This window comes from Pseudomonas sp. P867, from assembly GCF_019891455.1.
Classification (GTDB): Bacteria; Pseudomonadota; Gammaproteobacteria; order Pseudomonadales; family Pseudomonadaceae; genus Aquipseudomonas; species Aquipseudomonas synxantha_A.
Genome location: NZ_JAFLXB010000007.1, coordinates 1 through 23,541 on the forward strand (window position 1 = coordinate 1; position 23,541 = coordinate 23,541).

Genomic DNA, 23,541 nt, shown 5'->3' on the forward strand with positions numbered 1-23,541 from the left:
CGCTGATCAGCAGGCCGACCAGCACGGCTTCAGATTGCAGGGGCAATAACGTTGCGGCGCCAAACGCCGCGACGAACAGCCCCAGGTAACCCGTCAGCACCGGTCAGTGGGTCGGGTAGTCGGCTATGTATGGACTCGCCCCCACTTTCAACCCGCTTTTCAAACATTGGTACCCGGTTGCATCTATGTATCAGGCCTATCCGAGGAAGCTCCAAACAGCTTCTGGCCAACATTGGATCAGCTCGCGATCTGCCCATTACAAAAAGGCCTCAAGGGCCGGTAGGAGCACAGGCATCAATTCGCGACGGTCTGACCAGGGGTCAATGTTCGTTAGCACGGGTTGGAGCGGCTAAACGCCCCGGTGGCAGAACTCTGTAAATCAGTGGCTCATCGCAGCCTCCTGACTATTGCCTGGCTGACGTCGATAAGTCTGGTCGTTTTGCAAGAGCCGCCAGAGGATACGCAGGTTGCGGTTGGCCAAACGCACCGCCGCCTCCTTGCGCCCTAGGCGAGATACCCAACGCTGTAGCCACTGGTCGTCGGGCTGTTCTGAATCCGGTCGCACCTGTCTTAACACGGCGTGGGCCCCCTGGACCGCCAGGCTGCGCAAATACGCATCACCCTTCTTGCTCATCTTGCCGAAATTGCCCTATGCCTGCAGTAATCACGCCAATGCCTGAGCACCTGGCCCGGTTTCCACCAGCACCGTCACGCTTGCTGGAAGCTTAAGAAGAAAGGTTTGAAAGGCCTCTCGTGACTTAATCCGATCCTCGAATATCACCTGTCCGAGCGCATTCTCACCGGCCACCTGGAAGACCTTTTTGGCAAGGTCTACCGCGACGTTTACGCAAGTAGATACATCGGCTGACAAAGACTGATTGATCGTCGTATGCTTTTTCATGGGCTCGCCCTCGCTGTCGTTGGCTTCTATAAGAATGCCACCGTGGCGCATAGACGCCTCGGCTTGGGCGAGTCCATCTAATTACAGAGGTAACTCATGAGCGCCGCACGAAGGTGCGCATGGTTTGCCCAGGGCCGGTGCTGAATACGGTGGGCCTGGGCATGCCTTCATCCGCTGCGATAAATACGAAATCATCGCCGTCGAGCCGGTAACTGGCGGGAAGCTGCTTGCCCGCGTCATCGCCGATAGCGTCAATCCAGGTAATGCTTTTGGGCGTGGTACTGGCATCCAGGAAAAAACGGCCCGCCAGCAGTTGATCACCATTGACGGTGGTCACTTCGAAGCAATCGCCCGTGATGGTGGTAATAGCCCCTGGCGCACTGTGGGCGTCGGCGGGGTTGAGGATGCCACTGTCTTCAAGGGCAGTCTGCTCCCAGGTGCCTTGTAAGCCGCGTAAATCGAGAGTTGAAACAGACAGCATGCAAATTCCTTATTGCTGATCAGGGAAGCGCCCAGTTGCATCAGGTACGCAACCACGACGTAGGCGGATAAGTTTTTTCTTTAGAAGACAGCTATTTGACAGCATTTTGATGTTCTATTGACTATGCTTGCAAGCGCGCAAGTCCGACGATGCTGCGCCATTTGTACTACTCCTCGATATAAAACCGAAATAATCCTTGGAAATGTGGGATATTTCGGCTGGCTAAGTGGTCACATCGCCACCGGTCCGGCGTATCCAGGGCGTTGTCCCTGATTTTTGAAGCCATTTAGGTTTCTGAGAATGATGGCCTTTTAGTATTATTTTAAGGTGTTCTTATTTTGAATCGCACTTCCCCGCTCCCGCCCTCCGTAGCGTCTGATGAAATTGACTTGTTTGAATTGTTTCACGCCATCTGGCGACAAAAAAAGCTGGTAGTCGGATGTACGCTTCTGGTGGGCGTATTAGGGGCAGGGTACGCGTTCCTGGCACCCAAGACTTATGAAGTCAGCAGTGTGCTGCGGCCTGCGGCAATCAATGAACTGGATGCGTTGAACCGTTCGGAAGTCTATAAGTTGCCTCCCGCTGACGCCCTGATGAAAGTGGGAGCACAGTTAGACTCTTATGAGGCGCGCTTGGGATTTTTCAAGGAACACGAGGAATTGTTCAAGGCGTTCAAGAAGCCGGGGCAGAGCCTTGAGCAAAGCTTTGAGGCGTTCAATCGAAACTCTGTCAACCTGATCTTGCCGGACCCGAAGAAATCAGACTCGCTGAGCAGCTATATTCGCTTGGAACTGCAATACCCGACAGACGTTGATGGTGTCGCGATCCTCAACGGCTTTGTAGACTACGCCATCGCCGCCGAGCGTCAGCAGGTTGGCGCCGACCTCAAGGTGATCGTCAATAACCGCTTGAGCGAACTCAAAGGCAAGATCGACGCCGCCCGTGACAACTACGATACGGAAAAGGAATCCAAGATCGCCAAGTTGCTCGAGGCTGACCGACTCAAGCGTGCCCAGTTGCAGGATGAGCTCAGCGCGCTGCGCTTGCAGATGAAGATGGAGCGTACCAATCGCCTGGCCGAGCTGGCGGAAGCCATCTCTATTGCCAGGTCCATGGGCATCCGCACCCCGACGACACCATCTTCCATGGCGGACTCCACGCGCAGTGGGTCGAGCCAGGTCATGCGCACAGAGGTGAACAATCAGAAGATCCCGCTGTACTTCATGGGCACCGAGGCTCTGGAAGCCGAACGCGCTGCGCTGCAACAGCGCACCAGCGATGACTTCACCAACCCGCGAATTGCCGAGATCGGCAAGGATTTGCAACTGCTCGAAAGCAACCGCGAAGTCGAGGTGCTGCGCAAGCGCGGCAATGAGGACATATTCCTGCAGGACGTCGAGCCGCTTCGTGCTGAAGTTGCCAGGCTGCGTGGCTTGAACATCGACATGAGCAACCTCAAGCTGGTAACGGTCGACCGCCGCGCCCAAGAGCCTCTGGCGCCGATCAAACCGAAAAAATCGCTGATCATTGCTTTGAGTCTGGTGGGCGGCCTGTTGGTGGGACTCATGATCGCGCTGATTCGCTACTTCATCCGCAGCCGCAGCCAGGCCGTACCCTTTACGGCGTTGGGAGACGGCAGTTTGCCCCGCCGCGAGATTAAGGACACCCCGCAATAATTTCAGCAAAACCTTTAAGCAGGTGGGCGGGAACGCCCGCCTGTTCCCTTCCCCAGCACACTCAGTAGACAGCTTTTCACAATTCTTAGTTAACCTTTGGTTACAAAGTATGGCTAAATAACGGCCAATGGTTACACGCCGCAGGTCGCCCAGCCTGCCGTGTCACCTGTACGTGAATTGTGATTTCAGGTGCTGCATATCCATCCTCGGCCGTTGTGGGCCCGCAGGAGCAGCCTGTTCTCTCCCTGACTTGTGACGAATCCCTTGAAACTCATCATTGTTGCTCTCTACGTTGCCTCCATTGCGTATGTACACCTGCGTGGTCGGGTGCGACACAAGCTGGGTCGCCAGCTTAGCGATCACTCGACGTTCCTGGCGCCGATCAACTGTTTCCTGTACTTGTTCTCCAAGCAGCCCAGCCGTCCCTATCTGTCGCCCAGCGATTTTCCAGACCTGAGCCCCCTGCAGGAACATTGGCAAGAGATCCGCGAGGAAGGCCAGAACCTGATGCGGGCCGGGGAGATCAAACGTTCGGATCAGTACAACGACGTGGGTTTCAACTCGTTTTTCAAGTCGGGCTGGAAGCGCTTTTACCTCAAGTGGTATGGCGACAGCCACCCTTCGGCGATGAAGCTGTGCCCGCGCACCACCGAGTTGGTGCAAGGGATCGGCTCGATCAAGGCCGCGATGTTCGCCGAACTGCCGCCGGGCTCCAAGCTGGTGCGCCACCGTGACCCGTACGCGGGCTCCTATCGGTATCACCTGGGGCTCGATACGCCCAACGACCCGGGGTGCTACATCAATGTGGATGGCGAGAGCTATTACTGGCGCGACGGCGAGCCGGTGATGTTCGACGAGACCTACATTCACTACGCAGAAAACACCACCCAGCAGAACCGCATCATTCTGTTCTGCGATATTGAACGCCCGATGAAGTACCGCTGGGCGGCGGCATTCAACCGTTGGTTCAGCCGCAATGTAATGGCCGCTGCAGGCTCGCCCAATGATGATGGCGACAAGACCGGCGGCCTCAACCGCGCCTTTACCCGCTTGTACAAGATCCGCCTGCGCGGCAAAGAGCTCAAAAAGCGCAACCGCACACGCTACTACCTGGAAAAATGGGCGATCTTTGCCGGTCTGGCGCTGATCTTCATTCTTATCTGAGCCCTGTGCCGGGCGCGAATCACTGCGGTGGTTTTGCGCCCAGCTTGTCCCACATCTTCTTGCCGATTTTCTGCCGATTGGCATAGCCGGCCCATGGGTCGCCCTTCAACCCCTGCAGACGCTCATGCAGGTTCGCCACCGTCCACTGCTGGGCCCCGCGCAATCCTTTCAATTCTTCCCGACTGACCGGCACCGATACCGGCAGACCCGGCCGCGCACGCACGGAGTATGCCGCCACAGTGCTGGCGCCACGGGCGTTGCGCAGGTAGTCGATAAAGATCTTGCCCACACGGTTTTTAGGGCCGCTGGTGGCGGTAAAGCGTTCGGGCAGTTGCTGGCTCATAAATTGGGCGATGGCCTTGGCGAATGCCTTGACGGCGTCCCAGCCATCACGCCGGGCCAGCGGCACGATCAGGTGCAGACCTTTACCGCCGCTGGTCTTGACGAAGGCTTGCAAGCCCAGCTCATCCAGCACCGACAGGGTCAGTTCGGCCGCTTCCAGCATGGATTTCCAAGGCAGGGCCGGGTCCGGGTCGAGGTCCAGGACGAACAGGTCAGGGGTTTCAATCTTGTCCGTAGTGGCGCCCCAGGTATGCAACTCGACAGTGCCCATTTGCACGGCGCCGGCCAGCGCCTCTGCGCTGTCTACCTCCATCAGGCGTGCATGACCGGGATCCAGGGCCTGATCCAGTTGCTTGATGTGGGGAATTGCCAGGCGTTCGGAGTGCTTCTGAAAAAACTGCTCCCCTTCGATGCCTTCGGGTGCGCGCAGCAGCGACACAGGACGACCGCGCAGGAACGGCAGGATCCATTCGCTGATGTCGGCGTAGAACTGCGCCAATTGCTGTTTTTGCGTGCCACTGTGCTTGTCGATAATGCGATCGGGGTGGGTGATTTTCACGTTCTTCACCGCTATGTCGGCTTTATCGGTTTTCTGCTTGTTCGAGGCATTGACCGACTTTGCCGCACGCGGCTGTTCATGAATGATCTGCGACGCAGGCTTATCAGTGCGCAGCCCCACAAAGGCCGCCTGGCGCACCACGCCTTCACGCGTCCATTCGGCGAATTGCACTTCACCCACCAGGCGCGGCTCGACCCAATGCACGCCACGGGCCTGGGTGCTGGTCAAAGGCTTTTGCAAGGGCGAGTCCTTGCGCTCCAATGGCGTGAGCTTGGCGTAGATGGATTTCAACGTGGCCTGATCAAATCCGGTGCCCACACGCCCGGCATATACCAGCCCGGTTTCATCGTTGACGGCCAGCAGCAGCGCGCCAAACCCGCTGCGCGAACCCTGAGGGCGGGTGTAGCCAACAATCACAAACTCCTGGCGCAGGCGGCATTTGAGCTTGATCCAGTCAGCACTGCGGCGGGACACATAGGGGCTGCCTGCACGCTTGCCGATCACGCCTTCGAGCGCCAGGTCGCAGGCGCTTTCGAAAATATCGCGGTGGTTGGCGGCAAAGGCTTCCGAGAAACGCAGCAGTTTGCTTTTGCTGCCGGCGAGCGCAGCTTTAAGCGCAGCCCGACGCTCCTCGACCGGATCTTCGCGTTGATCACGGCCGTTCAGGAAGGGGGCATCAAACAGGTAATAGACGATGTCCAGGCTGCGGCCGATATCGAAGGCATTCTGCAACGCCTGGAAATCCGGCAACCCGTCGCCGTTGAGGCTGACCACTTCGCCATCCAGCCAGCTGTCCTTGAGCTTGAGGGCTTGCAAGGCTTTGGCCTGGCGCGGCAGGCGTTCGGTCCAGTCGTGGCCGTTGCGAGTGAACAGGCGCACTTCACCGTCATGGATGCGCGCGAGAATGCGATAACCGTCGAACTTGATCTCGTAGCTCCAATCGCCCTCGGGGGCGCGATCGACCAAGGTCGCCAATTGCGGGGCAAATTCTTCGGGTATGGCGCTCACTTGCGTGCGGGCCTTGGCCTTTGGCGCTGGCTTTTTTTTGACTGGGACCTTGGCCTTGGGCGTGCCGACCACCGCATCGCTGAGCACGCTGGCAGGCTCGGCGTCGACAATATCGTATTCAGAAGCGGGGCGTGCCTGCTGGTCTTTTTCCTTGATCAGTAGCCACTGCTCCTTGTCGCCACTGCCCTTGAGTCGGGTGCGTACCAGGGTCCAATCCCCAGCGAGTTTTTCGCCCACCAGCGTGAACTTGAGCTTGCCGGCCGCATAGGCTTTGCGCGGCTCGTCATGGGGCTGCCAGATACCTCGGTCCCACACAATCACATCGCCTGCGCCATATTGGCCGGCTGGGATGCTGCCCTCGAAACCGCCATAGCTCAGGGGGTGGTCTTCAACGTGGACCGCCAGGCGCTTCTGGCTTGGGTCCAGGCTCGGGCCCTTGGGCACCGCCCAGCTCAACAGCACGCCATCGAGCTCCAGGCGAAAGTCATAATGCAGGTTGCGCGCATCATGCTTTTGAATCACGAAGCTCAGCGCCGAGGCTTTCCGCTTGCTGGCGGGTGAGCTGCCGGCGGGTTCGGCGGTGATCTTGAAATCGCGCTTGCGGTTGTATTCGCTCAGGGGCTTTGCCATGTCGCGCTCCAGTCAATGGCAGGCTCAAGAGGCCTTTTTGTTGGATTTCTTCGCGGCGGGCTTTTTCGCCGCGGGTTTGCCCGCCAGGCTGCGTTTAAGCAGTTCGGTCAGGTCGATAACGTCGGCGGATTTGCGCTCTTCGCTGTCTTGGCTCGACTCCACGTCTTCGATCTTGCCGGCCTTGGCCTTTTTCGCCACCAGCGCCATGATCTTGTCCTGGAAGCTGTCGCGGTACTCGTCGGGTTGCCAGTCTGCACTCATGTCTTCCACCAGGCGCTTGGCCATGTCCAATTCACCCTTGGCCAGGGTCGGTTTGGTTACATCGGCACCGAGTTCCAACTCGTCCAGGCTGCGCACTTCTGCGGGCCAGCGCAGCATCACCAGTACCAGGGCCGATTCGAGCGGCATCAACGCGGCCAAGTGCTGTTTGGTATGCAGCACCACATTGGCCAGGGCGACCTTGCCGGTTTTCTTCAGGGTTTCGCGCAGCAGTGCATAGACCTTGCCGCCACGTTTGTCCGGCGCCAGGAAGTAGGGCGTGTCGATGTTTTGCAGGGGGATCTGGTCAGCGGCGACAAACGCGATGATCTCAATGGTCTGGGTCGATTTCGGATGGGCCGAGCGAATTTCATCTTCGCTGAGCACCACATAACGGCCCTTCTCAAAGGCGACGCCCTTGACGATATGTTCCTTGGTGACTTCCTTGCCCGTGGTTTTGTTGATGCGCTTGTAGCCGACCGGGTCCATGCTGCGTTTGTCCAGCCAGTCGAAATCAACGCCTTGGGAAGATGTCGCCGAGACCAGCGACACCGGGATATGAACCAGACCGAAACTGATAGCGCCTTTCCAGATTGCCCGTGGCATAACTCCGATTCCTTAAAAAGTGAGCCTGTTCTGGTGACTCGCAGGCCGCGGCAAAAGTTTCGGCGGGCAGATGCTCGGACAGATCGTGTTACACCTGATGAGAAACTATTTAGTGTCGCAAGCCGAACCCATGGCGTAGCGTGTTATCGAAAGCACGTAGTACTCGGCATAGAGAGGCTCCGTCATGAATGCTTATGTACGTTATCTTGCAGTACTTGCGCTGGGCCTGGCCCTGGCCCTGGCGCCTTGGGCCCAGGCGCAAAACCTGCCGGGCCAATACGACACCAATAACAGCCCGATTCACCGGGCCAACCCCAATAGCATGCAGGGCACTCAGCCCAATGCACCTGCGGCCGGCGGTATCCAGACTGCGCCCACCGGCCCTCGGCCGACCGTGGAAAACCGCGGAATCGGCAATACGTATCCCAAGCGCGACGTAGCTCCCAGTCGCCCGGCCACCGAAACCAAAGCACCCACCTATGATGCCAACGGCAATCGCCGGTAAGGACTTCACCTTATGTTTCTACGCAAAACTCTGCTAGCGGCTGTCTGTGCCGCCACGCTGCTGCCGCTGACCACCGTTTATGCCGCCGATAGCCAGCAGTTCCCCAGCGAGCAAGGCAGCATCACCGTCACGCCGATCGCCAAAGGCCTGGATCATCCATGGGCGCTGGCGTTTCTACCGGATCGGCAGGGCTTCCTGGTGACCGAGCTTCCCGGGTACCTGCGATTTGTCAGCCCCGACGGTAAGCTTTCCGCTCCGTTGAAGGGGGTGCCGCAAGTCTGGGCCAAGGGGCAGGGCGGGTTACTGGATGTGGTGTTGTCACCCGACTTCAAGCAGGACCGTATGGTCTACCTGTCGTACGCCGAAGGCGGCGGGCAGGATGGCAAAGCCGGAACCGCTGTGGGGCGCGGGCGCCTGTCCGCTGACATGAGCGGCCTGGAGGACTTCAAGGTGATCCTGCGCCAGGAGCCCAAGCTGTCTACCGGCAACCACTTCGGCTCGCGCCTGGCGTTCGATCGTGACGGCTATCTGTTCGTGACCCTGGGCGAGAACAACGACCGCCCGACCGCCCAGGACCTGGACAAGCTGCAAGGCAAAGTTGTGCGCATCTATCCAGATGGCCGCGTACCGGATGACAACCCCTTCGTCGGTCAACCCGGTGTACGTCCCGAGATCTGGTCCTACGGCCAGCGTAACCCACAGGGCCTGGCGCTGAACCCGTGGAGCGGCACGATCTGGGAAAACGAGCATGGGCCGCGTGGGGGCGATGAAGTGAACATCATCGAGCGCGGCAAGAACTACGGGTGGCCGCTGGCGACCCACGGCATCAACTACTCTCTGCTACCGATTCCCGAAGCCAAGGGCAAAACGGCAGAAGGCACGGTGCAGCCCCATCATGTCTGGGAGAAGTCCCCGGCCATCAGCGGCATGGCGTTCTATGACGCCGACCGGTTCAAGGTGTGGCAGCACAATCTGTTTATCGGTGCGCTGGGCACTCAGGAGTTGATTCGGTTGCAGTTCGAGGGTGACAGGGTCGTTCACGAGGAACGTTTGCTGGGCGAGTTGAAAGCGCGAATTCGTGACGTGCGGCAGGGGCCGGATGGGTTTCTGTATGTGCTGACGGATGAGGATAATGGAGTGTTGTATCGGGTCGGGCTGAATCAGGACTGATGCCTTTCGGTAATCGCTTTTTGTAGGAGCGAGCAAGCTCGCTCCTACAAAGGGTAAGAGAGCTACAGCCCTAGGTCTGACAAGCCCGGATGATCATCCGGGCGACGCCCCAGCGGCCAGTGGAACTTGCGTTCGCTTTCCTGGATCGGCTTATCGTTGATGCAGGCAAAGCGGTTGGCCATCAGGCCGTTCTCATCGAACTCCCAGTTTTCATTTCCGTAGGAACGAAACCAGTTGCCGGAGTCGTCATGCCACTCATAGGCATAGCGCACGGCGATGCGGTTGCCGGTGAACGCCCACAACTCCTTGATCAATCGATAATCCAGTTCCCTGGCCCATTTACGGCTCAGGAACTGCCTGGCTTCTTCGCGGTTGTGGGCGAATTCGGCGCGGTTACGCCACTGGGTGTCCAGGGTGTAGGCCAGGGAAACCCGTTCTGGGTCGCGGGAGTTCCAGCCGTCTTCGGCCAGCCGGACTTTTTCGATGGCTGACTCGCAAGTAAAGGGCGGTAGGGGCGGGCGGGCTTGTGCATTGGCTGACATGGGGTGGCTCCTTAAAACAATAGGGTTGAATGATAGAAGTTGCCAATTCCGAGAATTCAAAGTCCCAATAACGTTCGCGCCATGCATTGCGCATTATCGGCAGCTGTTGAATCACCCATGATCAGGGCAACGGTAATGGCGCCATCGATCAGGATCAGCAGTTGCGCGGCCTGCTGTTGCGGGTCGGGGGTGCCATGTGCTTGACACAGTTCAAGTGCGTACTCGAACAGTTTGTGTTTATGGGCCTTGGCCAGCAGGCGCACCGGATCTTGAGCGTTGCCGGTTTCGCCACTGGTGTTGATAAAGGCGCAGCCGCGAAAATCCGCGGAACCGAACCAGCTTTTCAGGGCGCTGAACAGCGCCAGCAAGCGCTCGCCGCTGTTGTCGCCGCGTTCCACTTCGCTGCGCAGCCACTGCATCCAGCGTTCGTCGCGACGCTGCAGGGCGGCAAACACCAACTCGTCCTTGTTGGCGAAATAGCGATAGATGCTTTTTCTCGATACGCCAGCGGTTTTTACCAGCAAGTCCATGCCGGTGGCGGCGATGCCATGGCGATAGATCAGCTTTTCGGTGACGTCGAGGATAATGTCGCGGGTTATGTCGTTCATGCTTATTACAGTAGAACGATCGTTCTTCTTGGTCAACCGGCTTTTTTCCATGCCGTACGGCGAGACCTGAGCAGCCCCATGGTGTAAGCTCTTGACCTCTTCGGATTCGACCCATTGCGAGCCCTATGCCGTCGTTCTTCAAACGCTCCCTGTTGCCCAAACTACGCGGTTTCCCGCTGTCCCCGGAGGCCATCGAGGTGCTGTCCGGCGCCGATGCCTATCGTCGCTGCCTGCTGGAAAAAATCTCCCAGGCGACGCGTCGCATCTACATCGTCGCCTTGTACTTGCAGCACGACGAAGCGGGGCAGGAGATCTACGACGCTCTTCACGCTGCCAAGGCGGCACGGCCGGAGTTGGACATCGTGGTGATGGTCGACTGGTTGCGCGCCCAGCGTGGCTTGATTGGCGCCGGCAAGCAGCCGGGCAACAGCGCCTGGTACCAGGCCATGACGCAAAGCCACGCCAGCGAAGTGCCGGTGTATGGCGTGCCGGTGCAAACACGCGAGCTGTTTGGCGTATTGCACCTCAAGGGCTTTGTGATCGATGACAGCGTGCTGTACAGCGGCGCCAGCCTCAACAATGTGTATTTGCACAAGTTCGACAAGTACCGCTTTGATCGTTACCACCTGATCCATAGCCAGGTGCTGGCCGATTCTATGCAACACCTGATCGAGCACGGCCTGGTGGCATCCAAGGCCGTGCACCGCCTGGACCTGCCCAACCCGCCGACCACCCGCAGCCTGCGCAACGATATCGGCGACCTGCGCAGCCGTCTCAAGCACGCGGCCTATGACACCACGGCCGGGCAGTTGCCCAATGGTCACCTCTCGGTGAGCCCGTTGCTCGGCGTTGGCAAGAACAACCCCCTGAGCCGGGTCATTCTGGAGCTGATCGCCAGCGCCCAGCAGCAGTTGACCATCTGCACCCCGTATTTCAACCTGCCGTTGCCGGTGACCCGCGAGATCAACCGCGCCCTGGCGCGTGGAGTGAAGATCGACATCGTGGTCGGCGACAAGACGGCCAACGACTTCTATATTCCGCCCAGCGAGCCGTTCAAGGTGATCGCGGCCTTGCCTTATCTATATGAGATCAGCCTGCGGCGCTTTGCCAAGCGTCACCAGCCGATGATCGACAGCGGCCAGTTGAACCTGCACCTGTGGCGCGATGGCGACAACACCTACCACCTTAAGGGCATGTGGGTTGACCAGCGCTATACCTTGCTGACCGGCAACAACCTCAACCCCAGGGCATTTCGCCTCGACCTGGAAAACGGCTTGCTGATCGACGACCCCAAGGGCCAATGGCTGGAGCCGCGACATACCGAGCTGGCGCAGATCTTCCAGCACACCACGCGTATCCAGGGCTACCAGCAATTGCAGACGTTGGTTGATTACCCGCCGGCAGTGGGTAAATTCCTGCGTCGGGTCAGCCGAGTGCGTATTGAGCGTTTGCTGTACCGCATTTTGTAGCCGTTATCCTGCAGGCAAAAAAAACACCCAGGCCCTGCTGAGGGGCCTAGGTGTTTTTTTTGCCGGTAGTCTTTAATTCAAACCCAGCTTGCCGCGCAGCATCGACAAGTCTTCAGCCAGGGTGTTGACCGGGCCAACCAGGGCCTTGCGGTCGTTGTCCTTGACCTTGTCGTAGGTTTCAAAGCCGCCATCCTGGGTCTTGTACTTGGCCAGGATCTTGTCCACGGTGGCGAAGTTTTTATCGACCTTGGCCAGGAACGCCTGGTCCTGCTGCCCGATCTGGCCACGGAACAAATCGACGATTTTCTTCGCACCGTCGATGTTGCCCTGGAAGTCATACAGGTCGGTATGGCTGTAGCGGTCTTCTTCGCCGGAGATCTTGGTGGCAGCGACTTCCTCCAGCAGCGCCGCAGCGCCGCCGACGACTTTTTCCGGCGGGAAGGTCAGGCCATCGACCCGCGTCTTGAGATCGTTCACATCGGTATTGAGCTTGGCGGTCAGTGCTTCCAGGCCCTTGGTCGAGTTTTGCGAGAACAGCGCGTATTCAATCCGGTGAAAACCGGTGAAGTCTTCGGCCGTTACACCTTTTTCATGGTCATCGACACGCGAATCGATGGACGCGTCGAGGTCGCTGAACAGCTCGGCGATCGGCTCGATGGCCTCATAGTGCACGCGGGTCGGCGCATAGAGCTTCTTGGCGGTGGCCAGGTCACCTTTATTGATGGCGTTGGTAAACGCCTGGGTCTGGGTGACCAGTTCGCCGATTTCCTCGGTAACGTAGATCTTGTAGTCCGATACCGGGCCTACCAGGTCGAGCGGCGCGGTAGCGGCGAAGGCAGCCAGCGGCGCAAGGCTCATTAACAACGACAACACGATAGACGACTTCTTCATGGGGGCATTCCGCTCTGGTGTGTTTCAGGTCTTGGCAGGGGGGGTGGAGTGCGTTGCAGCAAGCAGCGTGCGCCCGATGAAATCCTCAGGGCCGGTGACGCCGGGCAAGGTGAAGAAATACCCGCCGCCGACCGGCTTGAGGTATTCCTCCAGCGGTTCGCCGTTGAGCCGCGTTTGCACGCTGATAAAGCCTTTCTCCAGGTCAGCCTGATAGCAGATGAACAATAGGCCCATGTCCAGCTGACCGTTTTTGTTGACGCCGTTGGAGTAGTTGAACGGCCGCCGCAGGATCAGGTTGGCCTGGGTCTGCGGGGTGCGCGGGTTGGCCAGGCGGATGTGCGCATCAAGCTTGGTCAACTTGCCATGCGGGTCTTTGCTGTAGTCCGGCACCTGGGTTTCATGCTGGCCATCCATGGGGGCGCCGGTGGGTTTGACGCGGCCGATGATGCTTTCCTGTTCTTGCAGTGGGGTGCGATCCCAGCGCTCGACAAAGTTGCGGATGATACGCACGGCCTGGTAACTGCCATGGGCCGCCCAGGCGGGTTCGTCGCTGCTCGGTTGCACCCAGACGATCTGGTCCATGGCCTTGGCATCGTTGGAGTCGGGGTTGGCCGAACCGTCGCGAAAACCCAGGAAGTTACGCGCACTCTGCGCCGGTTCGCCGGGCTTGGCCGGGGCCTGGGGCGGCACGCTGCCTTCTTGTTTCCAGCGCACCAGCAGCAAGTCAGGCAGGTTTTTCACGATATCGCGCAGGGCGTGGATGTTGGTATCGGGCGTGTTGGAACTGAACTGCAGGCTCAGGTCGCCGTGGCACTGCGCCGGCTCCAGTGCATCGTTGGGGAAACCCACCATGCGGCTCAGGCGCTTGGGCTTGACGGCGCTGAGGCCGAAGCGCTCATCGAACAACGATTCGCCGACCGACACGGTGATGGTCAGGTTATCTGGGGTAACCACCGGGCCAAGAATGCCGGAGTCGGTGGGTGGCAGTTTCGGGTCGACCTGCGGCACGGTGCCGCCGCTCATCAGGAACGCGATACGCTCGTTCAGGGTGCGGAACAAACGTTCGAGGTCCTCGCGGTCGCTGGCCAGTACGTCGAAGGCCACCACCATGCCGCAGGCCGGGCGCGGCGTGACAATGCCGCTCTGATGCTGACCGAAAAAAGCCTGGTGATCGTGGGTCTTGTCGCTGCGCGGAGCGCTGGTGACTTGCTCGGCCGCTGCGGCCATGGCCGGACAGGTCAAGGTGCTGCCGGCGATGGCCGCGCCGGTGGCCGCCATGCCCAGCAGGACGCGGCGACGCGCAAGGTTTAGCTGTTCTGAATCACTCATGTATGCGTTCGTCTCACTGCAGGCCGGAAAGGCCAAGGGCGGGGTCGATTCCATCGAGTGCGGCGGCCAGTGCCTTGGCCTTGTCGGCGATCTGCTGGCGCTGATCGGCGGTGATGCTGTCGTACGTGCTGTAGGTATTGCCGACTTTGAATGCAGCGAGTTCGGCGTCGAAGGCATTCAGCGCGCTGTCGATATCGGGCAGCAAGCCGGCTGCGGACTTGCCCAGTAGCGGGCGCATCAAGTCGACCACTTTACGAGCGACGTCCAGGTTGGCGGCAAAGCCGTTCAGATCGATATGGCTGTAGCGCTCCTCTTCACCACTGCGGGCACGTACATCCGCCAGGCTGTTGAGGTTGCGTACCACAATGCTCACCAGTTGCTCTGGGGGCAGCGATTGCGCCAGCAATTGTTGCTTGAGCTTGGTGACGTCGGCCACCAGGCGTTGCGCGACCGGCGCCAGGCCGTCGAGACTGTGTTGCTGGAACAGGCTGTATTCGAGGCGATGGAAGCCGCTGAAGGCCGGGTCCAGCTCGCGCTTTTCAAAGTAGTCGGCGCGGGCGTTGATTGCGTTATCCAATTCGGCCAGGCGTTGAGAGGCAGGCGCCAGGCGCTGATACGCCTCACGGGCCGGCACATACAGGGCCTGCGCCTGGGCCAGATCACCGGCGTCGATAGCCTGTTGCAGCGCCGTCACCGCCTCGATCAGCGCACCGCTCTGGCCGCTCAAGTACACACGGAACTCCGACAACGGGCCGATAAACGCCACCATCGACGGCTTGGCCTTGGCCTGAGCGTCGGACTCCGCGGTGGGGGTGACATGCAAGGTGCCACGCGGGTTGCTCAACAGGCCACAGGTGATGGCGTAGTCACCGGGCAACAGATTGGCGTTGATCACCTGGCTCAGGCCAGGGGCAATGTTTTCCCGTTCCTCGACCACCAGCACACCGTCGAGGATTTCCCACTCCACCGCACGGTCGGAGCGGTTGATGATACGAAAGCTTGCGCGCCCGGCCGGCACGGTGAGGGCGCTGGGCTCGCAGGCGTGGCTGTGAATCGTGACTGCGATTTCATTGTGGTTGGTCTGGCGCTTGGTCGCGGCCAATTGCGAGGCGTAGTAGAACAGGCCACCGGCGGCGATCATCACCACCACCGAGCCGGCCACACCCCAGCGCAAGGCGCGGGATGGCGGGGCCGATTGAGGGGTTGGGTTGGACAAGAGACGGTCCTTACTGGCTGGAAACGGAAGAAGTCGTGGCGACAGGCTTGGCGGGGGCCGAGGGCAGGAAGAACATCACCAGGGCCACCACCAGGTAAATCACATAGGCACCCAGGGTGCTGACGGTCGGCGCCTCCTGATAACCGAACATGCCGGCCAGTACCGAGCCCAACGGGCTATCCACGGGCAGCGCAGCGCTGAAATCGAACAGCACGGTTTGCCAGTGGTTCCACACACCGGCCTCATGCAGGGCTTGCACCGAATTGGCGAGAATGCCGGCCGCCACCACCAGGATGAACAGGCCGGTCCAGCGGAAAAACGCGCCGAGGTTCAGGCGCATGCTGCCGGAATAGATGAGGAAACCGACGACGATGGCCAGGATCAGGCCGAGCAGGGCACCTATCGGCGCGCCCGGGCCTTCGCTCTGCTGGAACACGGCCAACAGGAAAAATACCGTCTCCAGGCCTTCGCGGGCCACGGCGAAAAACACCATGGCGATCAACGCGATCACTTGGTTCCTGGAGCCGGTCAGGGCGAGGTCAAGGGATTCGTGCAGGGTATGCTTGATCGAACGCGCCACCTTGCGCATCCAGAACACCATGGAACTGAGGATGCCCACTGCGACAAGCCCTACGATCCCTTCGAACAATTCCTGCTGCTTTTGCGGAAATTCCGCACTGACCAGTTCCAGACCGCCGCCCACCAGCAACGCCAGGGCCGCGGCCAGGAATACGCCAATCCACACCGCAGGCATCCATTGGCCACGCCCGGTCTGTTGCAAGTAACTGGCGATGATGCCAACGATCAAGGCGGCTTCAATGCCTTCGCGCAGCATGATTAAAAAAGGAACGAGCATCGGGCACCAGGGCGTAACTAGTTAGGAAGCTAAGTTGTAACATAATGATACTCATTGCTAAACAAGAAATATTGACCTTTGCTGAACGAGGGCTGAACAGTGGTGGCGAAGCGCGACCGCCCTTATGATGCAGGCCACCTGGTTTGCAGTCGGATAACTCAACATCCCATGTCGGAAAAAGACACCATCTCCATCCACCTTGTGCGCGAAGCGCTGTTGCAGAGCTGTGCGCCTGGTGCGGCCACTGTCGAGGCATTGAGCAAAGTCGGGATTGACCCTGCGTTGCTTGAGCAGCCCAATGCCCGTGTCCCGGCCACGGCCTATGCGCGCCTTTGGCGTTTGCTGGCGCGGCGCAGGGATGACGAGTTTTTTGGCATGGACCCGCGCGCACTCAAATCCGGTAGCCTGGCGTTTCTGTGTCGCGTCGCCATGGCGCAACCTAGCCTGGCGGCGGGCCTGGAAACCGGCCTGGGGTTTCTTTCGTTGATGCTGGAGCACATGCCAGGCCAGTTGGTTCGCCAACAGAGCCTGGCGGAGATCGTCCTGCTCGAACCCGATGAGCCCAAGCGTGCGTTCACGTATTTCACTTATTGGATGATCGTCCACGGCGTTGCGTGCTGGCTGGCGGGGCGTCGCATCCCGATCCTGGCCATTGAGCTGCGTTGCGCGCAGCCGGACTTCTGTGACGATTACCAGGTAATGTTTTCCGACAACCTGCGCTTTGATCGACCTCGTACCCGCATGATCTTTTCTGCCGACTGCCTGGACCTGCCGATCAAACGCAGTCAGCAGGAGCTCCAACGTTTTCTGGCCCATGCACCCGCTAACATCCTGGTCAAATACCGCGACCCTGAAAGCCTCGCCACGCGCATCAAGCACGACCTTCGGCAGATGCCTCCCGACACCTGGCCGGAAACGGAGGGCCTTGCAGCCAGGCTATGTATTTCTGCGTCCACCCTGCGTCGGCGCCTGGCGGAAGAGGGGCAGACTTATCAGGGTCTCAAAGACAGTGTGCGCAAAGAACTGGCGATTGTGTGGTTGGCTGAACCGCAGATCAGCTTTGCCGAGATTGCCACGCGGCTGGGGTTTGCCGATGCGAGTTCGTTCTACAAGGCGTTTCGCAAGTGGGTGGGGTCGAATCCGGGGCATTATCGGAGTTTGATTTTGAGCGAATCGAGTCGACTCTAACTTCCGTCATGCGGGATTAGGATAATTCTCACTTATTCCTTCACCCAAGTATGACAGAACGCTCCTTCGATATTTTAGGACGTGGCTGGCATATTTAGCGCTTGATTTCGTGCACAGTAAGCAACGTGTTCCTACCCGCATTAGTGGGTGCTTGATATCTGCTGGGCTGATATCGAGTGTCATGTACTGGCAGCCGTTGCTTAACTGCGAGGTGCGCTTATGGGGAAATAAAAGATCAGATATTTTGAGTGGGTATTTATTTACTATTTTCTGATTTGAGGTGAGATCATGAAAGGTCTTATTGCGTTGTCGTGTCTCGCGTTAATGCTTTTGTCTGCTCAGGTGTCGGCCTTGTGTCTGTATATAAGTGATAGCTATAGCGGGCTTTTGCCACCTGGTGTCGAAACGACTGTGTATGGCCCGTTCACAATAACTTCCGCGAATGGATGTGCGGGTGCGACTATTGATGCCTCAGCTTCCACGGGAGGAGGGCGGGCGCCACAGTTGATTATCCAAAAGCAGTTGGGAGCCTCTTGGCAATCTGTTGCGACAAGCTTTGGGAGCAGCGCTTCATACTCTGGATCGTTTGGTACCTATCGAGTCGCTATGTTCAATTCCGACCCTGATGTGAAATCCTACTCAGGCACCGCCAAATACGGCCGCTGAAGGCCTGCAATGGCAGTGCGTTAAGATCCTCCTTAGCGCACTGCCCAAACGACTTGGATTCAAGCTTGCTCATGAATCTTTAAATCACTTCTGGAAGAGTTGACGAAGTAGTTCAATGCGCCTATCGCGTGATTGGCATCTATCATCCCACGCCGCCACCTCAAAGTATCTTCTTTCACGTCTGCAGGATTATTTTCAAGGAAATCATTGTAGTCCTCAAGCCGCTCATTAAACAAAGCGATGGCGTTGAATTTGACGTCTGTTTCTGTAGGAAGACCATCTGCACCACTCGCCAAATTGCCTTCGGCGAATATTACAAATGCATGTATATCTATCATTTCATCGTCGAATAATCGTCGTGCTACTTTTCTGAGGTCATCTGAGCTTATGGCTGTCATGTCAAAGCCCTTTAAATATTCTTTCAGGTCGGCGATTTTTTTTGTTTCACCAAGATTTAGTGTGTCAGCTGCTACGGACTCCTCAGTGATTGTGAATTCATTCGTTATTTGTTCAGGATTTTTAATAACGTAAGCGTTGGTTGCCTTGGTATGCCTCATCTGCTCAGCAGTCAACATGATAGCCATGTCGCCTTCCTCCATTAGTAAGTGGCACTTGGTTGTCGACACGTGCGCCAATTACTTTAACGTGGGTGTACCGCTTGCCTACATGAAAATGCACTGTTGTTTCTGAAGTATTTAAACCTGGAAGCCAGGTATGGCGCAGTACTAGGAAATTACCTACGAAGGCCTTCTTATTTGACTTACAGAAGTTACTTTCAACATTTTAGGAAGTCCCGGCAAAAAAAAGCCCCGCGACCGAATGGATCGCAGGGCTAAAAATTGGCTGGATGCGACCAACCAAAGGAGCTCTTTACCTCACTTGCTGCTGGCCACCACCGTATCCGGCTGCCAGCCACCCCCTAAGGCCTTGTAGATCGCCACAATGCCGCGATACAGATCCACTTCGGCCTGGGCCTGGGAGTCCTCTGCGGCCAGGCGTTCGCGTTGGGCGTCGAGCAGTACCAGGAAGTCCACGGTGCCTTCGCGGTAGCGGATCGCGGCGAGGTCGGCGGCGGCGCGGCTGGATTCGCTTTGGCGGATCAGAGACACCAGGCGTTGCTGACGCTTGCCGTAATCGCTGAAGGCGTTCTCGGACTCTTCCAGGGCCAGCAGCACTTGCTGCTCGTAGGTTGCCAGGGCGCCGTCGGCCTCGGCATTCGCACCGCGCAAACGCGCACGCACACTGCCCAGGTCAAACGCGGCCCAGGTAATGCTCGGGCCCAGGGACCAGGCATTTGCTGCAGCCGAGCCGATCTGCGAACCACGCCCGGCGGTAAAACCGAGGAAGCCGCTGAGGCTGACCCGTGGGAACAGGTCGGCCTTGGCCACGCCGATACGCGCGGTGGCGGCGGCCAGCTTGCGTTCGGCGCTTAGGATGTCCGGGCGCCGTTGCAGCAATTGCCCCGGGTCGCCAATCGGCAGGGCCTTGGCGATTGCCGGCAGGTCTTTGGGCCTCAGGTCCACGCTCAGCTTGTCGGGACGCTGGCCGAGGAGGGTGGCGATGCGATTGCGCTCGCGCACTTGTTCGGCTTGCAGCTGCGGCACGCTGGCTTCCACCGCCGCCAGGCGTGCGTCGGCACGCTCGACGTCGAGTTGATCACCCACGCCGGCATCGCGCAGGCTGACGGTGATGGTGCGTGATTCTTGCTGGTTCTTCAGGTTGTCCAGGGCGATGCGTTCACGCAGTTGCGCCCCGCGCAGTTGGCCATAGGCATCCACCAGTTCAGCGATCATGGTGACTTGCAGTTGGTACAGGTCGGCTTCGGCCACCTGTTGGTCAGCGTCGCTGGCTTCCAGGTTGCGGCGGATGCGCCCGAACAAATCCACTTCCCAGGCCATGTCCAGGCCCAGGTCATAGCGCTCGCTGTTGACACGCTTGGTAGTCTGGCCGGGAATCTGGCTCTTGCCCACATCGCTGCTGGCGCGGGAGGTGACCACTGGCATGATGTCGTTGGCCGCGTCGTCACGGATAGCCCGTGCTGCCCGCAGGCGGGCAAAGGCTACGCGCAAATCACGGTTGCCGCTCAGCGACTGGGTTACCAGCTGGTTGAGCGTCGGGTCTTCGAACTGCTGCCACCAGATGCCTTCGTACTTGGCATGGTCGTAGCTTTTGCTGTCGGCGGCGGCCGTGATGTTGGCCGCCTCCAGTTGCTGGGTCTTGTAGTCCGGGCCTACGGCACAGGCGGCGAGCGCCAGTACCAGCAAGCTCGGCAGGAATACTTTCACACTCATTGCTGTGTCTCCAGCTTCAAGGCCTTGGCCGCTTTGCGCGCTTCCTGGCGCTCAACATAGCGACGGATCAGTACGTAGAACACTGGCGTCAGCAACAGACCGAAGAAGGTCACACCAATCATCCCGGAGAACACCGCCACACCCATGGCATGGCGCATCTCGGCACCCGCACCGCTGGACAATACCAACGGCACCACACCCATGATGAACGCGAACGAGGTCATCAGGATCGGCCGCAGACGCAGGCGGCAGGCTTCCAGTACCGCGGCCAGCGGGTCGAGGCCCTCCGCTTGTTTATCCTTGGCAAACTCGACGATCAGGATCGCGTTCTTGCAGGCCAGGCCCACCAGTACGATCAGGCCGATCTGGGTGAAGATGTTGTTGTCGCCGCCCGAGATGATCACCCCGGTAATGGCCGACAGCAGCGTCATCGGTACGATCAGGATCACCGCCAGCGGCAGGCTCCAGCTTTCGTATTGGGCGGCCAGTACCAGGAACGCCAGCAGCACGCAGAGCGGGAACACGAACAGCGCGGTATTGCCCGAGAGGATTTGCTGATAGGTCAGGTCAGTCCACTCGTAGGTCATGCCGTTGGGCAGTTCATCCTTCAACAGCTTTTCAATCGCAGCCTGGGCCTGGCCGGAGCTGTAGCCCGGTGCGGCGTTGCCGTTGATTTCAGCGGTGATAAAGCCGTTGTAGTGCATCACGCGGTCCGGGCCCGAGGTGTCGCTGACCTTGATAAAGGTCGCCAGGGGGATCATCTCGCCTTTGTTGTTGCGCACTTTCAACTGGCCGATCTGATCGGAGTCCTGACGGAACTGCTGCTCGGCCTGCACGTTGACCTGGTAGGTACGCCCGAAGCGGTTGAAGTCGTTGGCATACAACGAACCCAGGTAAACCTGCAGCGTGTCAAAGATGTCGCTGATCGCTACGCCATGGGTCTTGGCCTTTTCGCGGTCGATGGCGGCGTCGACTTGCGGCACGTTCACTGTGTAGCTGGTGAACAGGCCGAACAGTTCAGGCACACTGTGACTCTTGGCAATCACGTTCTGGACTTCTTTGTACAACTCGTCATAGCCGAGGTTGCCACGGTCTTCGATCTGCAGGCGAAACCCGCCGATGGTGCCCAGGCCCTGTACCGGCGGCGGCGGGAAGATCGCCATGTACGCTTCTTCAATGTTGGCGTATTGGCCATTCAACGCCCCGGCAATCGCCCCGGCCGACATGCTCGCGTCTTTACGCTCATCGAAGGGCTTCAAGGTCACAAACACAATGCCGCTGTTCGGGCTGTTGGTGAAGCCGTTGATCGACAGGCCCGGGAAGGCAATCGCGGCCTCCACGCCGGGCTGTTTAAGGGCGATCTCCGACATGCGCTTCATCACGTTTTCGGTGCGGTCCAGGCTTGCAGCGTCGGGCAGTTGGGCGAAGGCCACCAGGTATTGCTTGTCCTGGGCCGGTACGAAACCGGTCGGGGTGTGAGCAAACCCGAAGAACGTCAGCACCATCAGCCCGGCGTATACGAACAGGGCAATACCACTGCCGCGAATCACTCGGCGTACGGTACCCACGTAGCCATGGCTGGCCTTTTCGAAAAAGCGGTTGAAGGGACGGAATAGCCAGCCACCGAAGAGCTTGTCGAGGAACTTCGAGAAGCGATCCTTCGGCGCATCGTGACCGCGCAACAACACGGCGGCCAGGGCAGGGGACAGCGTCAGCGAGTTAAACGCCGAGATCACGGTCGAGATCGCGATGGTCAACGCGAACTGCTTGTAGAACTGCCCGGTCAAGCCACTGATAAAAGCGGCTGGAATGAACACCGCACACAGCACCAGCGCTGTAGCGATGATCGGGCCGGTAACTTCGCTCATGGCTTTTTCGGTGGCCGGGAACGGCTCCAGGCCCAGTTCGATATTGCGCTCGACGTTCTCCACCACCACGATCGCGTCATCCACCACGATACCGATGGCCAGTACCAGGCCGAACAATGACAGGGCGTTGAGCGAGAATCCGAACAGGTGCATCACCGCAAACGTACCGATCAAGGATACCGGCACCGCCACCAACGGAATGATCGAGGCGCGCCAGGTCTGCAGGAACAGAATCACCACCAGCACCACAAGGATCAGCGCTTCGAACAGTGTGTGCACCACCGCTTCGATAGAGCCGCGTACAAAAATGGTCGGGTCATAGGCGATGCGGTAATCCATGCCCGCCGGGAAACTCTTTTTCAGCTCGGCCATCTTGCTGCGCACATCGTTGGAGATGTCGATGGCATTGGAGCCGGGGCGCTGGAAGATCGGAATCGCAACGGCCGGCTGGTTATCGATCAACGAGCGCAGCGCGTATTGGCTGGAGCCCAGCTCGACCCGGGCGATGTCTTTGAGGCGCGTGATTTCACCGTTGGCGCCGGCACGAATCACGATGTTCTCGAACTCTTCCTCGGTGACCAGGCGGCCTTGGGTATTGACCGACAACTGGAAGCTGGTGTCACTCGGCGCAGGCTGAGCGCCCAGGGCACCGGCAGCCACCTGGCGGTTCTGCTCGCGGATCGCCGTGACCACATCGGTGGCGGTCAGGTTGCGCGAGGCGGTCTTGTTCGGATCCAGCCATACGCGCAGGGAGTAGTCACCCATGCCGAACAGCTGCACATCGCCGACGCCGCCCAAACGGGCCAGTTCGTCCTTGATGTTGAGGATCGCGTAGTTGGACAGGTACAGCATGTCGTAACGCTGATCCGGGGAGGTCAAGTGCACCACCATGGTCAGGTCGGGGGAAGCCTTGTCCACGGTGATACCGATGCGTGTCACTTCCTCCGGCAGCTTTGGCTGAGTCCGCGTCACACGGTTTTGCACTTGCACCTGCGCGTTGTCCAGGTCGGTGCCCAGGGCGAAGGTGATAGTCAGGGTCAGCTTACCGTCGGCGGTGGACTGCGAGGACATGTACAGCATGTTCTCGACACCCGTGATGGCCTGCTCCAGCGGTGCGGCCACGGTTTCGCCGATGACTTTGGGGTTGGCACCCGGGAAGTTGGCGCGTACCACCACAGTCGGCGGCACTACTTCCGGGTATTCGCTGATCGGCAGTTGGAACAGCGAGATTGCACCCGCGATCAGGATCAACAGCGACAGCACCGCTGCGAAGATCGGCCGCGAAATGAAGAACTTGGAAAAATTCATCTTGAGTCT

General features: G+C 59.0%; 18 protein-coding genes and 2 pseudogenes. 6 read left to right on the forward strand and 14 right to left on the reverse strand.

Annotated features, from left to right (window positions below; translation table 11 throughout):
• The 3 genes and pseudogenes from J1G33_RS27880 to J1G33_RS14270 form a co-directional block, all read right to left on the reverse strand.
• Positions 1-100 (reverse strand): annotated as a pseudogene (locus J1G33_RS27880) (DedA family protein); the annotation flags it as partial.
• 279 nt (positions 101-379) lie between these two features.
• Positions 380-901, reverse strand: a pseudogene (locus J1G33_RS14265) (hypothetical protein).
• A gap of 94 nt (positions 902-995) precedes the next feature.
• Positions 996-1,382: a TIGR03067 domain-containing protein gene (locus tag J1G33_RS14270; RefSeq protein WP_032875090.1), complete on the reverse strand. Its 387-nt coding sequence runs from the start codon at positions 1,380-1,382 to the stop codon at positions 996-998.
• 338 nt (positions 1,383-1,720) lie between these two features.
• Here J1G33_RS14270 and J1G33_RS14275 point away from each other — a divergent pair, with 338 nt between their 5' ends.
• Both J1G33_RS14275 and lpxO read left to right on the forward strand, forming a co-directional pair.
• Entirely contained in the window at positions 1,721-3,058 is a 1,338-nt protein-coding gene (locus J1G33_RS14275; RefSeq protein ID WP_223018248.1) for a Wzz/FepE/Etk N-terminal domain-containing protein, read from the forward strand.
• A 264-nt stretch (positions 3,059-3,322) separates the two neighbouring features.
• Positions 3,323-4,222, forward strand: a complete 900-nt coding sequence (gene lpxO, locus J1G33_RS14280) for a lipid A hydroxylase LpxO (RefSeq protein ID WP_032875099.1) — start codon at positions 3,323-3,325, stop codon at positions 4,220-4,222.
• A gap of 19 nt (positions 4,223-4,241) precedes the next feature.
• Here lpxO and ligD read toward each other — a convergent pair whose 3' ends face one another.
• On the reverse strand, positions 4,242-6,761 hold the full coding sequence (gene ligD / locus J1G33_RS14285; RefSeq protein WP_223018249.1) for a DNA ligase D: 2,520 nt from the start codon (positions 6,759-6,761) through the stop codon (positions 4,242-4,244).
• 24 nt (positions 6,762-6,785) lie between these two features.
• The gene (locus tag J1G33_RS14290) at positions 6,786-7,625 is read right to left on the reverse strand and encodes a Ku protein (RefSeq protein WP_005788504.1); all 840 of its coding nucleotides are present in this window, start codon (positions 7,623-7,625) and stop codon (positions 6,786-6,788) included.
• Positions 7,626-7,809: 184 nt separating this feature from the next.
• Between J1G33_RS14290 and J1G33_RS14295 the strand changes: the two genes are divergently transcribed.
• Positions 7,810-8,130 (forward strand): hypothetical protein, encoded by a 321-nt coding sequence (locus J1G33_RS14295; protein WP_223018250.1) that lies wholly within the window; start codon positions 7,810-7,812, stop codon positions 8,128-8,130.
• Between the two features lie 12 nt (positions 8,131-8,142).
• On the forward strand, positions 8,143-9,300 hold the full coding sequence (locus J1G33_RS14300; RefSeq protein WP_223018251.1) for a PQQ-dependent sugar dehydrogenase: 1,158 nt from the start codon (positions 8,143-8,145) through the stop codon (positions 9,298-9,300).
• A gap of 62 nt (positions 9,301-9,362) precedes the next feature.
• Here the strand turns inward: J1G33_RS14300 and J1G33_RS14305 are convergent, their stop codons facing one another.
• Positions 9,363-9,842, reverse strand: a complete 480-nt coding sequence (locus J1G33_RS14305; protein ID WP_223018252.1) for a nuclear transport factor 2 family protein — start codon at positions 9,840-9,842, stop codon at positions 9,363-9,365.
• Positions 9,843-9,898: 56 nt separating this feature from the next.
• Positions 9,899-10,450: a TetR/AcrR family transcriptional regulator gene (locus J1G33_RS14310; RefSeq protein ID WP_223018253.1), complete on the reverse strand. Its 552-nt coding sequence runs from the start codon at positions 10,448-10,450 to the stop codon at positions 9,899-9,901.
• A 125-nt stretch (positions 10,451-10,575) separates the two neighbouring features.
• Here J1G33_RS14310 and pssA point away from each other — a divergent pair, with 125 nt between their 5' ends.
• Complete coding sequence (gene pssA, locus J1G33_RS14315; RefSeq protein ID WP_223018254.1) at positions 10,576-11,919, forward strand: CDP-diacylglycerol--serine O-phosphatidyltransferase; 1,344 nt, start codon at positions 10,576-10,578, stop codon at positions 11,917-11,919.
• Between the two features lie 72 nt (positions 11,920-11,991).
• Here pssA and efeO (J1G33_RS14320) read toward each other — a convergent pair whose 3' ends face one another.
• Genes efeO (J1G33_RS14320) through efeU form a run of 4 tightly spaced genes read right to left on the reverse strand, consistent with a single transcriptional unit; the run spans position 11,992 to position 16,211 of the window.
• Entirely contained in the window at positions 11,992-12,810 is an 819-nt protein-coding gene (gene efeO, locus J1G33_RS14320) for an iron uptake system protein EfeO (RefSeq protein WP_223018255.1), read from the reverse strand.
• A 24-nt stretch (positions 12,811-12,834) separates the two neighbouring features.
• Positions 12,835-14,139 carry an iron uptake transporter deferrochelatase/peroxidase subunit gene (gene efeB / locus J1G33_RS14325; RefSeq protein WP_223018256.1) on the reverse strand — a complete coding sequence of 435 codons (1,305 nt, stop codon included), beginning with the start codon at positions 14,137-14,139 and terminating at the stop codon, positions 12,835-12,837.
• 13 nt (positions 14,140-14,152) lie between these two features.
• Entirely contained in the window at positions 14,153-15,355 is a 1,203-nt protein-coding gene (efeO, locus tag J1G33_RS14330) for an iron uptake system protein EfeO (protein ID WP_223018257.1), read from the reverse strand.
• A 10-nt stretch (positions 15,356-15,365) separates the two neighbouring features.
• The gene (efeU, locus tag J1G33_RS14335; RefSeq protein WP_223018258.1) at positions 15,366-16,211 is read right to left on the reverse strand and encodes an iron uptake transporter permease EfeU; all 846 of its coding nucleotides are present in this window, start codon (positions 16,209-16,211) and stop codon (positions 15,366-15,368) included.
• 168 nt (positions 16,212-16,379) lie between these two features.
• Between efeU and J1G33_RS14340 the strand changes: the two genes are divergently transcribed.
• The gene (locus tag J1G33_RS14340; protein WP_223018259.1) at positions 16,380-17,399 is read left to right on the forward strand and encodes an AraC family transcriptional regulator; all 1,020 of its coding nucleotides are present in this window, start codon (positions 16,380-16,382) and stop codon (positions 17,397-17,399) included.
• Positions 17,400-18,124: 725 nt separating this feature from the next.
• Here J1G33_RS14340 and J1G33_RS14345 read toward each other — a convergent pair.
• The 3 genes from J1G33_RS14345 to J1G33_RS14355 form a co-directional block, all read right to left on the reverse strand.
• Positions 18,125-18,649, reverse strand: coding sequence for a hypothetical protein (locus J1G33_RS14345; RefSeq protein WP_223018260.1), 525 nt, complete (start codon positions 18,647-18,649; stop codon positions 18,125-18,127).
• Positions 18,650-18,940: 291 nt separating this feature from the next.
• Positions 18,941-20,356: a TolC family protein gene (locus tag J1G33_RS14350; RefSeq protein ID WP_223018261.1), complete on the reverse strand. Its 1,416-nt coding sequence runs from the start codon at positions 20,354-20,356 to the stop codon at positions 18,941-18,943.
• Complete coding sequence (locus J1G33_RS14355) at positions 20,353-23,532, reverse strand: efflux RND transporter permease subunit (protein ID WP_032875142.1); 3,180 nt, start codon at positions 23,530-23,532, stop codon at positions 20,353-20,355. Before J1G33_RS14355 ends, J1G33_RS14350 begins: the two co-directional genes overlap by 4 nt.
• Positions 23,533-23,541 lie beyond the last annotated feature (9 nt).

Bases quoted from the DNA above. Each gene is read 5' to 3' on its own strand.
- J1G33_RS14270 (WP_032875090.1), bottom strand. From the start codon at position 1,382: ATGCTGTCTGTTTCAACTCTCGATTTACGCGGCTTACAAGGCACCTGG.
- ligD (WP_223018249.1), bottom strand. From the start codon at position 6,761: ATGGCAAAGCCCCTGAGCGAATACAACCGCAAGCGCGATTTCAAGATC.
- J1G33_RS14290 (WP_005788504.1), bottom strand. From the start codon at position 7,625: ATGCCACGGGCAATCTGGAAAGGCGCTATCAGTTTCGGTCTGGTTCAT.
- J1G33_RS14295 (WP_223018250.1), top strand. From the start codon at position 7,810: ATGAATGCTTATGTACGTTATCTTGCAGTACTTGCGCTGGGCCTGGCC.
- J1G33_RS14300 (WP_223018251.1), top strand. From the start codon at position 8,143: ATGTTTCTACGCAAAACTCTGCTAGCGGCTGTCTGTGCCGCCACGCTG.
- J1G33_RS14305 (WP_223018252.1), bottom strand. From the start codon at position 9,842: ATGTCAGCCAATGCACAAGCCCGCCCGCCCCTACCGCCCTTTACTTGC.
- J1G33_RS14310 (WP_223018253.1), bottom strand. From the start codon at position 10,450: ATGAACGACATAACCCGCGACATTATCCTCGACGTCACCGAAAAGCTG.
- pssA (WP_223018254.1), top strand. From the start codon at position 10,576: ATGCCGTCGTTCTTCAAACGCTCCCTGTTGCCCAAACTACGCGGTTTC.
- efeO (WP_223018255.1), bottom strand. From the start codon at position 12,810: ATGAAGAAGTCGTCTATCGTGTTGTCGTTGTTAATGAGCCTTGCGCCG.
- efeB (WP_223018256.1), bottom strand. From the start codon at position 14,139: ATGAGTGATTCAGAACAGCTAAACCTTGCGCGTCGCCGCGTCCTGCTG.
- efeU (WP_223018258.1), bottom strand. From the start codon at position 16,211: ATGCTCGTTCCTTTTTTAATCATGCTGCGCGAAGGCATTGAAGCCGCC.
- J1G33_RS14340 (WP_223018259.1), top strand. From the start codon at position 16,380: ATGTCGGAAAAAGACACCATCTCCATCCACCTTGTGCGCGAAGCGCTG.
- J1G33_RS14345 (WP_223018260.1), bottom strand. From the start codon at position 18,649: ATGGCTATCATGTTGACTGCTGAGCAGATGAGGCATACCAAGGCAACC.
- J1G33_RS14350 (WP_223018261.1), bottom strand. From the start codon at position 20,356: ATGAGTGTGAAAGTATTCCTGCCGAGCTTGCTGGTACTGGCGCTCGCC.
- J1G33_RS14355 (WP_032875142.1), bottom strand. From the start codon at position 23,532: ATGAATTTTTCCAAGTTCTTCATTTCGCGGCCGATCTTCGCAGCGGTG.